At 70.9% G+C, this 13,067-nt stretch carries 17 protein-coding genes and 1 pseudogene; 10 read left to right on the forward strand and 8 right to left on the reverse strand.

The window, feature by feature from the left end; genetic code table 11:
- Positions 1-36: 36 nt before the first annotated feature.
- Complete coding sequence (locus tag ACQPZ4_RS32775) at positions 37-1,431, forward strand: GH1 family beta-glucosidase (RefSeq protein WP_433044152.1); 1,395 nt, start codon at positions 37-39, stop codon at positions 1,429-1,431.
- 13 nt (positions 1,432-1,444) lie between these two features.
- Here the strand turns inward: ACQPZ4_RS32775 and paaK are convergent, their stop codons facing one another.
- Complete coding sequence (paaK, locus tag ACQPZ4_RS32780; RefSeq protein ID WP_433044155.1) at positions 1,445-2,743, reverse strand: phenylacetate--CoA ligase PaaK; 1,299 nt, start codon at positions 2,741-2,743, stop codon at positions 1,445-1,447.
- 94 nt (positions 2,744-2,837) lie between these two features.
- Between paaK and ACQPZ4_RS32785 the strand changes: the two genes are divergently transcribed.
- Positions 2,838-3,029, forward strand: coding sequence for a hypothetical protein (locus tag ACQPZ4_RS32785; protein ID WP_433044158.1), 192 nt, complete (start codon positions 2,838-2,840; stop codon positions 3,027-3,029).
- Here the strand turns inward: ACQPZ4_RS32785 and ACQPZ4_RS32790 are convergent.
- Both ACQPZ4_RS32790 and ACQPZ4_RS32795 read right to left on the reverse strand, forming a co-directional pair.
- Positions 3,026-3,352 (reverse strand): STAS domain-containing protein, encoded by a 327-nt coding sequence (locus tag ACQPZ4_RS32790; protein ID WP_433044161.1) that lies wholly within the window; start codon positions 3,350-3,352, stop codon positions 3,026-3,028. The genes ACQPZ4_RS32785 and ACQPZ4_RS32790 overlap by 4 nt on opposite strands.
- A 262-nt stretch (positions 3,353-3,614) precedes the next feature.
- Positions 3,615-3,743, reverse strand: a pseudogene (locus tag ACQPZ4_RS32795) (IS630 family transposase); the annotation flags it as partial.
- 310 nt (positions 3,744-4,053) lie between these two features.
- Here ACQPZ4_RS32795 and ACQPZ4_RS32800 point away from each other — a divergent pair.
- Positions 4,054-4,473 carry a hypothetical protein gene (locus ACQPZ4_RS32800; RefSeq protein ID WP_433044164.1) on the forward strand — a complete coding sequence of 140 codons (420 nt, stop codon included), beginning with the start codon at positions 4,054-4,056 and terminating at the stop codon, positions 4,471-4,473.
- A 3-nt stretch (positions 4,474-4,476) separates the two neighbouring features.
- Positions 4,477-4,698: a helix-turn-helix transcriptional regulator gene (locus tag ACQPZ4_RS32805; protein ID WP_433044167.1), complete on the forward strand. Its 222-nt coding sequence runs from the start codon at positions 4,477-4,479 to the stop codon at positions 4,696-4,698.
- Here ACQPZ4_RS32805 and ACQPZ4_RS32810 read toward each other — a convergent pair.
- Positions 4,693-5,133: a DUF309 domain-containing protein gene (locus ACQPZ4_RS32810; protein ID WP_433044170.1), complete on the reverse strand. Its 441-nt coding sequence runs from the start codon at positions 5,131-5,133 to the stop codon at positions 4,693-4,695. The genes ACQPZ4_RS32805 and ACQPZ4_RS32810 overlap by 6 nt on opposite strands.
- A gap of 14 nt (positions 5,134-5,147) precedes the next feature.
- Complete coding sequence (locus tag ACQPZ4_RS32815) at positions 5,148-5,717, reverse strand: DUF4352 domain-containing protein (RefSeq protein ID WP_433044173.1); 570 nt, start codon at positions 5,715-5,717, stop codon at positions 5,148-5,150.
- Positions 5,718-5,918: 201 nt separating this feature from the next.
- On the opposite strand from ACQPZ4_RS32815, the gene ACQPZ4_RS32820 reads away from it, so the two are divergent.
- From ACQPZ4_RS32820 to ACQPZ4_RS32835, 4 genes are all read left to right on the forward strand, one after another.
- A complete protein-coding gene (locus tag ACQPZ4_RS32820; RefSeq protein WP_395907090.1) occupies positions 5,919-6,182 on the forward strand; it encodes a hypothetical protein in 264 nt (87 codons plus the stop codon).
- A 100-nt stretch (positions 6,183-6,282) separates the two neighbouring features.
- Positions 6,283-6,543, forward strand: coding sequence for a hypothetical protein (locus ACQPZ4_RS32825; protein ID WP_433044177.1), 261 nt, complete (start codon positions 6,283-6,285; stop codon positions 6,541-6,543).
- Positions 6,540-7,427 (forward strand): FAD:protein FMN transferase, encoded by an 888-nt coding sequence (locus tag ACQPZ4_RS32830; protein ID WP_433044180.1) that lies wholly within the window; start codon positions 6,540-6,542, stop codon positions 7,425-7,427. The genes ACQPZ4_RS32825 and ACQPZ4_RS32830 overlap by 4 nt, the downstream gene beginning before the upstream one ends.
- A 98-nt stretch (positions 7,428-7,525) precedes the next feature.
- Positions 7,526-7,954, forward strand: a complete 429-nt coding sequence (locus ACQPZ4_RS32835) for an LppU/SCO3897 family protein (RefSeq protein ID WP_433044183.1) — start codon at positions 7,526-7,528, stop codon at positions 7,952-7,954.
- 75 nt (positions 7,955-8,029) lie between these two features.
- Here ACQPZ4_RS32835 and ACQPZ4_RS32840 read toward each other — a convergent pair whose 3' ends face one another.
- Complete coding sequence (locus tag ACQPZ4_RS32840; protein ID WP_433044186.1) at positions 8,030-8,821, reverse strand: maleylpyruvate isomerase family mycothiol-dependent enzyme; 792 nt, start codon at positions 8,819-8,821, stop codon at positions 8,030-8,032.
- A gap of 180 nt (positions 8,822-9,001) precedes the next feature.
- On the opposite strand from ACQPZ4_RS32840, the gene ACQPZ4_RS32845 reads away from it, so the two are divergent.
- Both ACQPZ4_RS32845 and ACQPZ4_RS32850 read left to right on the forward strand, forming a co-directional pair.
- Positions 9,002-9,721, forward strand: a complete 720-nt coding sequence (locus ACQPZ4_RS32845) for a phosphatase PAP2 family protein (protein WP_433044189.1) — start codon at positions 9,002-9,004, stop codon at positions 9,719-9,721.
- A gap of 31 nt (positions 9,722-9,752) precedes the next feature.
- Positions 9,753-10,556, forward strand: a complete 804-nt coding sequence (locus ACQPZ4_RS32850) for a DUF2127 domain-containing protein (protein WP_433044192.1) — start codon at positions 9,753-9,755, stop codon at positions 10,554-10,556.
- 95 nt (positions 10,557-10,651) lie between these two features.
- Here ACQPZ4_RS32850 and ACQPZ4_RS32855 read toward each other — a convergent pair whose 3' ends face one another.
- A complete protein-coding gene (locus ACQPZ4_RS32855; RefSeq protein ID WP_433044195.1) occupies positions 10,652-11,305 on the reverse strand; it encodes a GntR family transcriptional regulator in 654 nt (217 codons plus the stop codon).
- Positions 11,306-11,416: 111 nt separating this feature from the next.
- On the reverse strand, positions 11,417-13,036 hold the full coding sequence (locus ACQPZ4_RS32860) for an AMP-binding protein (RefSeq protein WP_433044198.1): 1,620 nt from the start codon (positions 13,034-13,036) through the stop codon (positions 11,417-11,419).
- Between the last annotated feature and the right edge of the window lie 31 nt (positions 13,037-13,067).

Genomic DNA, 13,067 nt, shown 5'->3' on the forward strand with positions numbered 1-13,067 from the left:
CTCTCCAAGTCTTCGACGAGGCACGGGGTGATACGTGTGAGCACGACGGCGGTGCAGGCCACGCAGGGCGCGCTGACCTTTCCTTCGACGTTCTGGTGGGGCGCCGCCACGGCCGCGTACCAGATCGAGGGTTCCGTGGACGCCGACGGCCGCACCCCGTCGATCTGGGACACTTACGCGGCCCAGCCGGGCCGGATCGACGGCGGCGACACGGGCGCCACCTCGACCGGGCACTACCTGCGCTACCGCGAGGACGTGAAGCTCATGGCCGAGCTGGGGCTGTCGGCGTACCGGTTCTCGGTCGCCTGGCCCCGCATCCGCCCGGCCGGCGGCGTCGGCGTGAACGAGGCCGGCCTGGACTTCTACGACCGGCTCGTCGACGAGCTGCTGGCCGCCGGGGTCCGCCCGGTCGCCACGCTCTACCACTGGGACCTGCCGCAGGAGCTGGAGGACCGCGGCGGCTGGACCGCCCGCGACACCGCCCTGCGCTTCGCCGACTACGCGGCCGTGGTCGGGGCGCGGCTCGGCGACCGGGTGGCGCTGTGGAACACCCTGAACGAGCCCTGGTGCTCGGCGTTTCTCGGGTACGGCACCGGCGGCCACGCCCCCGGCCGGCGCGGCCACGTCGGCGCCCTGACCGCCACCCACCACCTGCTGCTGGCCCACGGCCTCGGCGTCCAGGCCCTGCGCGCGGCCGGCGTCGCGGGCCAGGTCTCGGTGGCCCTGAACGCCGGCGCGGTCCGCCCGCTCACCGCCAGCGTGGCCGACGCCGACGCCGCCCGGCGCATCGACGGCCTGCTGAACCGGATCTTCTTCGACCCGATCCTGCTCGGCACGTACCCGGCCGACACCGTCGAGGACACCCGCGAGCTCACCGACTGGCACTTCGTGCGCCCCGGCGACCTGGCCACGATCTCCGCCCCGGTCGACGCGATCTGCGTGAACTACTACCAGCCGGACCTGGTCAGCGCGGCGCCCGAGGGGGTGCTGGACCACGGCACCTGCTACCCGACCGCGCAGGCCGTGCAGTTCCACCCGACGCCGGGCCCGGTGACCCACATGGGCTGGTCGGTGGACCCGACCGGGCTGCGCGACCTGCTGCTGCGCATCCGCCGCGACTACGGCGACCGCCCGCTGTACGTGACCGAGAACGGCGCCGCCTACGACGACCGCCCGGGCCCGGACGGCGGGGTGGAGGACCCGGAGCGCACCGAGTACCTGCGCGGGCACCTCGCCGCGGTGCACGAGGCGATCGCGGCCGGGGTGGACCTGCGCGGCTACTTCGCCTGGTCGCTGCTGGACAACTTCGAGTGGGCGTTCGGGTACAGCCGCCGCTTCGGCCTGATCCGCGTGGACTACGCGACGCTGGAGCGCACCATCAAGGCCAGCGGCCGCTGGTACTCGGAGGCGATCGCCAACAACGGCTTCTAGCGCACGCCTTGTTTCAGCGGTTGTCGATCACCCGGCGCATCTTGCCGGCGGAGCGCTCGACCTCGCCCGGCGCCACGACCTCGACGCGGATCGTGACGCCGATCGAACCCTTGACGTTTCTCTCCAGCGCGATCGCCGCCTCGGCCGCCGACCCCTCCGGCGCGCCGGGGCGGCGTTCCGTGCGTACGGTCAGCACGTCGAGGCGGTCCGCCTTCGACAGCACGCACTGGAAGTGCGGGGCGAGGGCCGGCTCGCGCAGGAGCAGCTCCTCGATCTGCGTCGGGAACACGTTCACCCCGCGGACGATCATCATGTCGTCGGAGCGCCCGGTGATCTTCTCCATCCGGCGCATGGTCCGCGCGGTGCCGGGCAGGAGGCGGGTGAGGTCTCTCGTGCGGTACCGGATGACGGGCATTGCCTCTTTGGACAGCGACGTGAGCACCAGTTCGCCGGGCGTGCCGTCCGGGAGCACCGCGCCGCTGACCGGGTCGACGATCTCCGGGTAGAAGTGGTCCTCCCAGATCGTCAGCCCGTCCTTCGTCTCGGCGCACTCGTTGGCCACGCCGGGCCCCATCACCTCGGACAGCCCGTAGACGTCGACGGCGTGCATGTCGAGGCGCCGCTCGAGCTCGCCGCGCATGTCCTCGGTCCACGGCTCCGCGCCGAGGATGCCGACCTGCAGCGACGACTCGCGCGGCTCCAGGCCCTGCCGCGCCATCTCGTCGACGATCGCGAGCAGGTACGACGGGGTCACCATGATGATGTCCGGCCGGAAGTCGCGGATCAGGGTCACCTGCCGCTCGGTCATGCCGCCGGAGACGGGCACGACGGTGCAGCCGAGGCGCTCGGCCCCGTAGTGCGCGCCCAGGCCGCCGGTGAAGAGGCCGTAGCCGTACGCCACGTGCACCAGGTCCCCGGGCCGCCCGCCGGACGCCCGGATCGACCGGGCCATGAGGTCGGCCCAGGTGTCCACGTCGGCCTTGGTGTACCCGACGACCGTGGCCCGGCCGGTGGTGCCCGACGAGGCGTGGATGCGCGCCACCCGCTCCCGCGGCACGGCGAACATCCCGAACGGATAGTTGGCCCGCAGGTCGGCCTTCGTGGTCATCGGGAACCGCGCCAGGTCGGCCGGCTCTTTCAGGTCCTCCGGGTATACCGCATGAGCCTCGAACGCCGCCCGGTAGTGCGGGACGTGCTCGTAGGCGTGCCGCAGGGTCTTCTTCAGACGATCCAGCTGCACGGCGGCCAGCTCGTCGCGGGAGGCGGTCTCGATCGGGTCCAGGGTGCCCGGGGCGGGGGTGACGTCGCGCACAAGACCATCCTGCACCCGCAGCTCAGCGCCTGCGTGCTCCCGATCACGGTTTATCGAGCTGAGATGATCTTTCTGAATCGATACAGTAGGCGCCATGGAGATGACAGCGACAAGGATGCGGAACCTGATCAGCGACCGGATGCAGGCCGGGCGGGCGCGCCGGAAGCTGCGGCGGGAGATCGCGGCGTACCGGACCCCGGCCGAGCGGCTCGAGCTGGACCTGATCCTGGGCCGGCACACGGAGGAGGAGATCGCCGAGATCGACGCCATCCTGCGCAACACCTAAGGTGTGGCAGCCTCGAGCGAGTCGACGATCGTGAACACCTGATCCAGCCCCGTGATCCGGAAGATGCGGCGGACGCGCTCGTCGGTGCACACCACGGCGAACGCTCCGCCGTTCTCGCGGGCCCGGTTGTACGCCCCGATCAGCACGCCCAGCGACACCGAGTCCATGAACGTGACCGCGGCCAGGTCCACCACGAGCGCCGGCCGCGCATCGAGGGCGGCCGCGACCGCCTTGCGCAACTCGGGCGCGTTGCCAACGTCGAGCTCCCCATCGGCGTGCACGACCGCGTGCCCGTCCGCCGCCGTGTCGATCGTGAACGCCACGCGTAGACGGTACCGCGTTTTCGGCCGCGAAATTTGGGCAGATATGTCGGGCGCTCGGCTAGCGCTCTGACCACGAGCGTTCACGGTGTTGGATGACACGCCGCCCGGCCTCCCAGCCGCGTGGCGTGCGGGGTCTCAAGCTGTCGCGGTGGCAGAGGCGGGAAGGCCGGGCGAGGCTGTGCAGGCTGTGCGAGTGCCGTGCTGGGTGGACGGCCATGTGCTGGTCGGTCTTGGCGACAGGTAGCCGTGCTGCTGGCGGCGATCAGGCCGCCGAGCGGATGGGCCGGCCCTGTCGCCGTTGGCGTTCGGAGCGGATGCGGGCGCGTTCGCGGCGTTGTGCGGCGAGGACGTCGGGGTGGCGGGTGTTGGTGTTGCGCCAGCGTAGGTAGGCATGGATCGCTTTGGTCGAGCGAGCACGACCATCGCCCGCCGCAGCCGGATCGCCGAGCCGGTCCCTCACCTGGTGATTCGCAGCAGCTGCTGACCTTCCTGGTCAGACACCCGGCCGCACACGCACGGGTTCTGCCACCGTCACAGCCTGAACGCAGACACGCCACCCACCCCGGAGGCTGAGCGGCGTGTCATCCAACACCGTGAACGTTCGTGGTCAGCGCACTAGTCCGACATATCCGATTTATACCTTAAATCCGGGCGTGTAAAGCATCCTTGACACCGTGTCGAGTTCGTTTTACCTTCGACTCGTGTCGTTCCAAGAGAAACGCGCCTGGATCTACGCGGCCGTGGCCGTCGTGGTGCCGGTCGCCTACGCGGTGACGCTGCTGCTGCGCGCGCCGCAGAACGGGCTCGCGGCCAGTGACTACGTGGTGCCGCTGCTCGTCGCCGTCGGCGCGTCGATCGTGCTCAACGTCGCCGCCGAGACGGTCGCCGCCGGCCTCGCCCCGCGGGAGGCGCGAACGCGCGACGAGCGGGACCGGGCCATCGGCCGGCTCGGCGAGTACGCCGCGTTCTACGTCATGAGCATCGCCGCGCTCGTCCCCCTGGTGCTGGCGATGCGCGAGGCCCCGTACTTCTGGATCGCCAACTCCCTGTACCTGTCCTTCGCCCTCGCGGCCCTCGTATCGTCGATCGTGAAGATCGTCGCGTACCGGCGGGGGATGTAGCCCGTGGGCAAACCGACCCGCGTCACCAACTCGATCCGCGCCCTGCGCTTCGCCCACGGCGAGATGACCCAGGCCGAACTCGCCGAGCGCATCGGCGTGACCCGCCAGACCGTCAACGCGATCGAGCAGGGCAAGTACTCCCCCACCCTCGAGGCGGCCTTCCAGATCGCGCGGGCCTTCGGCGTCCCCCTGGAGTCGGTCTTCCACTACCCGGACGAGTCATGACCGCAGGCGCGGCGTGCCGATGCCCCCTGCGTCGACGAACTCGACAATGCCACGAACATCGATCCGGTACGGCGGGTGCCCGGCATAGCCCGCCAGCCGCACCGCGGCCCGCTCGAGCAACCGGCGCGCCCCGTCCGCGTTGCCGCGCCTGGCGTGCGTGAGCCCGACGGCAAGCTGAGCGAGTCCGCGCCAGAGTTCGCGCTCCGGCTCCGGCGCGGCTTTCCAGGCTGCTTCGAGTACCTCGTGCGCGTGAAACGGCCGCCCCTCGTCGAGCAGGCGCTGCGCCTGTTCGAGCGCCTCCTCGGGGGTGACGCTGAGGTCGTCGGGCATCGTGGGCACGCCCTCGGCCCCGCGCGGCAGCGGCCGCCCGAGCTCATCCCTGGGCCGCGCATTGCGGGCGCGGCCCTCGACGTCGCGGTCTCGCTGGTGTTCCACGCTCCCAGGCTATTTCACAGGGCGAAGTAGCCGGCGTCGCCGTCGGCGAGGATCGACTTCAGGGCGATCTTGCCGCCCTTTTCGGCGCCCTTGGGCACGTCGAACCAGACGGTGCCGGACGCCTTCTGGCCCGAGGCGATGTCGTTGGCCATCAGGTCCTTGCCGTCGAGCGACAGCGTCGAGTCGATCGCGGTGTTGTCCGCGGTGACGAACTTGAAGGCCGTCGAGTTGATGGAGTACTTGCCCTGCTTGACCTGCAGGCTCACCTTGACGGTGACGAACTGTCCCTGCTTGGGCTTGGAGAATCCGTCGGTCGCTTTGACGTTGGCCTTGAGCTCGCTCAGCGTGATCTCCACGACGGTGGTGTCACCGAGGATGCTCTCCTTCAGCGTGAGCGGTTCGCCGACCTTGACGGTGGCCGGGCCCTTCTTCTCGTCGGCCTGCTGCGCCACAGCACCGCCGCTGCTGCCGGCGTTGCCGCCGGCGCCGGCGCCGGACGACGAGGACGAGGTGCCGGTGGAGCCGCAGGCGATGATGAAGGCTGCGGTGACCGCGAGCGTGCCCACGATGAGCTTGGTACGCATGAAGGGTTGTGCTCCCTGGATGAGTGACGGGGTCTGCCGCTGACGGCGGCTGAGCGACCGTACGGAACGAAGCTCCGTGCTCACCAGAGAGAAACTTGCGGAATCAACCGTTCGTCACATGCAACTGTCCGGTCCGGTGCGGCATTCCGGCTCCGGTGGCCACGACGGTGGTTTTGCTCGATGTCGGGCATGATGTACCGCGTGACGCAATGGGAGTACGCGAGGCTGGAGTACCGGGCCGCGGGCACGCTGGGCACGGACAAGTTCGAGGACTGGGACGCCGTCTTCCACCACCCGGGCGGCGTGCAGCGGTGGGGTACCGATGAGCGCTTCAACGACCTGCGCCACCTGAACCGGGCGGGGGCCGAGGGCTGGCAGGCGTACGACCGGGCCGCCATGATCATTGGTCAGCCGCACCGGCTGCACGCGGTCACGTACTCCCTGCGCCGCGTCGTCGAGCGCTGATTTTCGCTTCGCCTCCCAGCCGGGTGCCAGCGTTCTGCCAAGCCCGGCGGAGCCACCGTGGCAAGACTCCACGGCAACGGCTTGTCCGAGGAGGGCGAAGATGCACCGGCACAACGTACTGCGACGCGCGACCGGCCTCGCCGGCCTATTGGCCGCGCTGGGGGTGGCGGGTTCCCTGGCCGCCGCCGGCGTGGCCCACGCCGCGCGGCTCGAGGAGACCACAGCGGCGGCCGCCCCGACGTCGGCTTCGGCGACGACCAGCGCCCCGCCCGACAACGGCTCCGCGTGGCCCGTCCTGACCGCGGCCCCGTCCTGGGTGACATCGACCTCGGTCCACGCGGTTGCGGCGGCCCCGCGATGACGGCCGCGGTCTCCTGGCCGGCGCTCGGCGTCGAGGCCCGCCTGGTGGTCACGGACCGCGCGGGACTGGCGGCGGCTGAGCACCTGGTCCGACATGAGCTGACGCAGGTCGACGAGGCCTGCGGCGCGGCCCTGACGCGGGATGACGGCCGCCCGGTCGATCTCGACCCGCTGCCGGCCGCGCTGGTCGCGGCGGCGCTGGAAACGGCCCGCGCGACCGGCGGCGCGATCACCCCGGTGCTGGCGGCTCGGTCGGGCCCGGGCGATCTGCCGGCCGTCGAGGCGCCGTGGCCGCCCGGGCCGCTGATCCTGGCGCCGCTGCCCTACGAGAGCGCGCAACCGCCGCGCGAGGCGACGGCTTCCGCGCGGCCGGCGGTGGACCGCGCCGGCGTGCGCATGATCGTGTACCCGACCGCCGACTGGCGGCACATCCGGCTCGCCGGGCGGCGGCTCACGCTGCCGCCCGGCATGCGCCTGGATCTCGGGCCGACGGCGCGGGCGTGGGCCGCCGATCGCTGCGCCCGGCTCGTCGAGGAGCGGTGCGGCGGCGGCATCGGCGCGCTGGTGACCATCGGCGGCGACATCGCGACCGCGGGGCCGGCGCCCGGCGACGGGTGGGACGTGCTCGTGCAGGACCGGCCGGACGAGCCGCGGTCGGCCATCCGCCTGCCCGCGGGCGGCGCACTCGCCACGACGCGGCCGGCCGGGCCCGTGTGGCGCACCGTCACCGTGGCCGCGCGCAGCTGCCGGCACGCGCGGACGTTGAGCGCGAGCGCGGCCGGGCGGGGGCGGGCCGCGTACGACTGGCTGGCCCGCCAAGGTGCGCCCGCGCGGCTCGTCGCCCAGGATCTTGGCGTTCACGCGACGCCCGGTTGGCCCGCTTGAGCCACAAACAGTCGGGATGCGGACAGATGCGGGCGTACGGCACGCGGAGCCGGTAGGCCTGGCCGGGTACCCATCCGGAATCCCTGGAAGGCTCCGCCATGACCACTCCCGAGCAGCCGCTGCAACAACCCGAGCCGCCCCAGGCGCCCCCGTCCGGGCCCGCCGCTCCAGGGGTCGCGCCGGCCACGAAGGGCAAAGGCCGTCAGATCACGATTCTCGTCGGCCTGGTCGTGGTCCTCGGCGTGCTGCTCGGCGCCGCCTGGTTCTTCAACCGGGACGCGGCCCTCAACGCCAACGTCGGGGACTGCCTGCACAACCCGGGCGACGACAAGCTCACGATCGTGAAGTGCGACAGCGCCGACGCGCAGTACTCGGTGCTGGGCAAGGTCTCCGGCAAGACGCAGATCGAGTCGACGAACGGGTTCTCGACCGTGTGCGACCAGTGGCCCGACACGACGGACACGTTCTGGCAGGGCAAGCAGGGCGAGAAGGGCGACGTGCTCTGCCTGAAGGCCGTCGCCAAGTAAACCTCTACCTGAAGGCCGTCGCCAAGCAGACCCGCGGAGGGCCGGACCGCAAGGCCCGGCCCTCCGCGGAACACCTCAGTACCCGGGGAACACCGCGCGCAGGTCGTCCAGCGAGATCGGGCCGGAGATCTGCGCCGTCGACGGGGTGTAGGCCGGCTTGAGGCGGCCCGCCGCCAGGCGCAGCCACGCCTCCAGGGTCAGCGCCAGCTCGCCGTCCGGCGTGGCCGGGGCCGCGCCCAGGGTCACCGGGTCGGCCAGGTGCAGGCCCAGCGTCTCGCCGGTGTCGGTGAGGCGCACGAGCAGGTCGGCGGTGCGGCCGTCGAGGTTGGCCGGCTTGGCGATCCAGCCGAACAGGCCCTCGACGCGGTCGCTGATGAGCGCGGCCGCCTCGGGGGCGAGCTCGGCCTGCGGGTCCAGGGCGGCCCGCACGTCCCAGTCGTGGTAGCCGAACTCGGTGAGCCGCAGCAGCGCCGAGGTGGCCACGTCGACCGGCTCCGGCATCCAGCCGACGTCGACCTTGTGGGACTCGCGCTGCTCGGCGGTGAGCGCCTCGTACGCCTCGACCAGGCGCTGGTTGGCGGCCGGGAACGCCGCCTGGCGCTCCTGCGGGGTCATCGCGTCCCAGCGGGCCCACACGCCCTTGTTGAACTCGAACTCGGGGGCGGGACGGCCCTCGAGCGAGGCCTGTACGGCCTCCAGGTTGATCTCGGCGCCGCTGCCCAGGTGGCTCACGACCTGCGAGACGTCCCACTCGTCGGCCGCCGACGTGCCGGTGAGCTGCTCCGCCGTGAGGCCGGCGACCAGCGCGGACAGGTCGTCGTGGCCCTTGCGCAGGGCGGCGATCGCCTGATCTGCCCGAGTGCTCAATGAAACCCCCTAAAAATTTGAAGCGTAAACAACTCGGTGACGCAGGACACGGGCCGGGTGCACCCGCAGGAATATTGCGCGAGCCGCAACATCAGGTAACGTCGCCTGATGAACACGGGGCCCGTAGTTGGTGAACAACAACACACCACACGGTTAAGGCCCCGAGCCTGGACTGAGTTGTTGCTGGTCCTGGGCCTGTTCCTGGCCTACAAGGTGGGCCGGATGGCGGTCGACGGACGGATCTCGGCGGCCTTCGACGATGCCACGTTCGTGTGGCGCCTCGAACGCGCGCTGCGCCTGCCGGACGAGGCCGGCCTGCAGCACCTGCTGCTCAGCGCCGACGCCCTGGTCCGCGCGGCGAACGTGTTCTACGCCGTCGTGCACTTCCCCGCCACGGTCGCATTCCTGATCTTCATGTACTGGTTCCGGCCCGAACACTACATCCGGTTCCGCCGCATCCTCGCCTGGCTCACCGCGGCGGGGCTCGTCATCCACTTCGCGTTCCCGCTCGCGCCGCCGCGCATGCTCGGCGGCATCGGGCTCATCGACACGGCCGCCGTCTACGGCCCGTCCGTCTACGGGCCGCCGCAGACCGACACGCTGAGCAACCAGTACGCCGCGATGCCCTCTCTGCACGTCGGCTGGGCCCTCGTCGTGGCGGCCGGGCTCATCCACGCCACGAACAGCAGATGGCGCTGGCTGTGGCTCGCGCACCCGGTCCTGACCATGCTCGTCGTCGCCGGCACGGCCAACCACTACTGGCTCGACGGCGTCGTCGCCGCGGTCCTCGTCGGGATCCTGCTCATCGCGACCAGCCGGACCGAGCACGCCTCGCCGAAGGTGCCGATCCAGGTGCGCCGCGAAAGCCCGCAAACCGTCCGAGTTACAAAGCTGACATAAAAGCTGGCGTCCATGCGGTATCAAAGATCGCGTGGACTGGAATCTGCGCACCTGCGCGCGCCGCGGGCACGTGACCTACGCCCCGACCGAGGACGCGCTGCGGGAGAAGCTGCACGCGCCCACCCCGGTCGGCCCGGCCTGGCGCTGCCTGCGCTGCGGCGACTTCGTCATCGGCGAGCCACACCGGACCGGCCCCGCCGAGCGGGCGCCGATCGTGCTGCGCGGGCGGGCCCTGCGCGACGCGCTGATCCTGCGGCTGCTGTCCCTGGAGCGGTTCATCAAGGGCCTGCTCTGCCTCGCCGCCGCCTACGGCGTGTTCCACTTCCGCAACCACCGCGACGGCGTGGAGAAGGCCTTCAACGAGGACCTGCCGCTGCTGCGGCCGTTCATGGACAAGGTCGGCTGGAAGTTCGAGGACTCCGCGATGATCCACACCATCCGGACGGTCATCGAGGCCGAGTCCAAGACGCTGCTCTGGGTCGCGGCCGGCCTCGCCCTCTACGGCAGCCTCCAGCTCGTCGAGGGCGTCGGCCTGTGGATGCTCAAGCGCTGGGGCGAGTACTTCGCCGTCGTGGCGACCTCCCTCGGCCTGCCGATCGAGATCTACGAGCTGACCGAGAAGATCACGTTCACCCGGATCGGCGCGCTGGTCATCAACATCGTCGCCGTGCTGTACATCCTGCTGTCCAAGCGGCTCTTCGGGCTGCGCGGCGGCCACGCGGCCTACGAGGCCGAACGGCACGAGACCAGCTTCATCGAGGTCGAGCTCGCGGCCAACGAGCCGACCCTGCCCAAGGGCCTGCGGACCCCGAAGACCCCGGTGGGCGTCAGGTAGTGAAACAGACAGCAAACTGCCACTGGCGGACCCCGCCACACCCGTCGTATAGTTGAACGCGAGACCGGCATCTTCCCCCGTGGATGCCGGTCTTCTTATTTGCCGGCCCGGATCGTGCGGATCGCGTTCAGGTTGTGCTCGCGGGCGCACGATTCCAGGACAACCGCGTCGTCGGTACCGCTGACAAGCCGCTCCAGCAGCGCGTCGTGCTCGGTCACGGCCGTGGCCAGCCGCAGCGACGGATAGAGCGTCACCAGCACCCGCGACGCGTCGATCCGGTCCCAGATGCCGTCCAGGGACTCGATCACGTACCGGTTGCCGCACGTGCGGTACAACGCCCGATGGAACTGCCGGTGCAGCGACATCACCAGCGCGTGGTCGATCTGCTCGGCCGCCGCGGCCGTGCGCAGCCGCGCGTTGAACCCGCGCGCCTCCTCGACGTCGGCCGGCGTCACCCGGGTCGCCGCCGCCGCGAACGCGAACCCGTCCAGCAGCGCCAGCATCTCGACGAGCTGCTCCCACTCGTCGTCCTGCAGCGTCGCCACCCGGGCGCCGACGTTGCGCTCGAAGTGCACCAGGCCCTCGGCCTCCAGCCGGCGGATCGCCTCGCGCACCGGCACCGGCGACACGTCCAGCTCCCGCGCCAGGCTGCTCAGCACCAGCCGCTTCCCCGGGCCCAACCGGCCGTCGATGATCCGCTCACGGATCTCGCGGTACGCCAGCTCGTGCTTGGACGGAACAGCTTGCACGTGCACATCCCACCCTTGACAGGGGCCACTGCGGCCAAAAATCATATACGTTCTGCCGTTGGTGGTGCGGCTGATGCGAGACGGGGGCGGCCGCACCACCAGCGGCGCGCGTCACGAGTCGTCCATCGTAAGGCCGAGCTCCCGGGCCGACACCTCGCGCATCTCGACCTTGCGCACCTTGCCGGTCACGGTCATCGGGAACTCGTCGACGATCTTGAGGTACCGCGGGATCTTGTAGTGCGCGAGCCGCCCGGCGCAGAACTCGCGGACGGCCCCGGCGGTCAGCGGCTCCGCCCCGTCGCGCAGCCGCACCCAGGCCATGAGCTCCTCGCCGTAGCGCTCGTCCGGCACCCCGATCACCTGCACGTCGACGATGTCCGGGTGGGTGTAGAGGAACTCCTCGACCTCGCGCGGGTACACGTTCTCGCCGCCCCGGATCACCAGGTCCTTGATCCGCCCGACGATGGTGACGTACCCGTCGTCGTCCATCGTCGCCAGGTCGCCCGTGTGCATCCAGCGGGCGGCGTCGACGGCCTCGGCGGTGGCATCGGGCTGGCGCCAGTAGCCGAGCATCACGCTGTACCCCCGCGTGCACAGCTCCCCCGCCTCGCCCCGCGGCACCAGGAGGCCGGTCTGCGGGTCGATGATCTTGACCTCGAGGTGCGGCCCGACCCGGCCGACGGTCGAGACCCGGCGTTCGAGGTCGTCGTCGCGGGCGGTCTGGGTCGACACCGGCGACGTCTCGGTCATCCCGTAGCAGATCGTCACCTCGGTCATGCCCATGTCGGCGATGACCCGCTTCATGACGTGCACCGGGCACGGCGAGCCGGCCATCACCCCGGTGCGCAGCGTCGACACGTCGTAGGAGGCGAAGCCGGGCAGGGCGAGCTCCGCGATGAACATCGTGGGCACGCCGTAGAGGACCGTGCAACGCTCATGCTGTACCGCGGCCAGGGTTTCGGAAGGATCGAACGCGCGCGCCGGGATGACCATGCAGGCCCCGTGGGTGGTCGCGCCCAGATTGCCCATGACCATGCCGAAGCAGTGGTAGAACGGCACCGGCAGGCAGACCCGGTCGGCCTCGGTCCAGCCCTGCGTCTCCGCCACGAAGTAGCCGTTGTTCAGGATGTTGTGGTGGCTGAGAACCGCACCTTTGGGGAAGCCCGTCGTCCCCGAGGTGTACTGGATGTTGATCGGGTCGTCGAACGCGAGCGTGGCCTCGCGCTCCCGCAACGCCGCCTCCGAAGCCTGGTCGCGGCTGAGCGCGTCCCACGAGGGCGTGCCGATGAAGATCACGTCGGCCAGGTCGGGGCGGACGGAGGCGACCATCGCCCGGTAGTCGGAGGTCTTCAGGCGCTCGGCCGAGACCAGCAGGCCCACCCCGGACTGTTCGAGCACGAAGGCCAGCTCATGCGTCCGGTACGCCGGGTTGATGTTCACCAGGATCGCGCCGATCTTGGCCGTGGCGTACTGCAGGATCGTCCACTCGGGACAGTTCGGGGCCCAGATCCCGACCCGGTCCCCCTTGGCCACCCCGCGGGCCAGCAGTCCCCGGGCCACGCCCTCGACCTCGGCCAGGAACTCGCGGTACGTCCAGCGCCGGCCGGTCGGCACGTCCACGAGCGCGTCGGCGCCGGGCACCCGGGCGGCGGTGCGATCGAGGTTGGCGCCGATGGTCTCGCCCAGCATCGGACCGGCGGCGGCTCCGACGGCGTACGACAACACTGTCATGTCCAGCAACGATGCCACCGCGGTGCGGAAA

The sequence above is a fragment of the Dactylosporangium sp. CS-033363 genome, from assembly GCF_050942475.1.
GTDB lineage: Bacteria > Actinomycetota > Actinomycetes > Mycobacteriales > Micromonosporaceae > Dactylosporangium.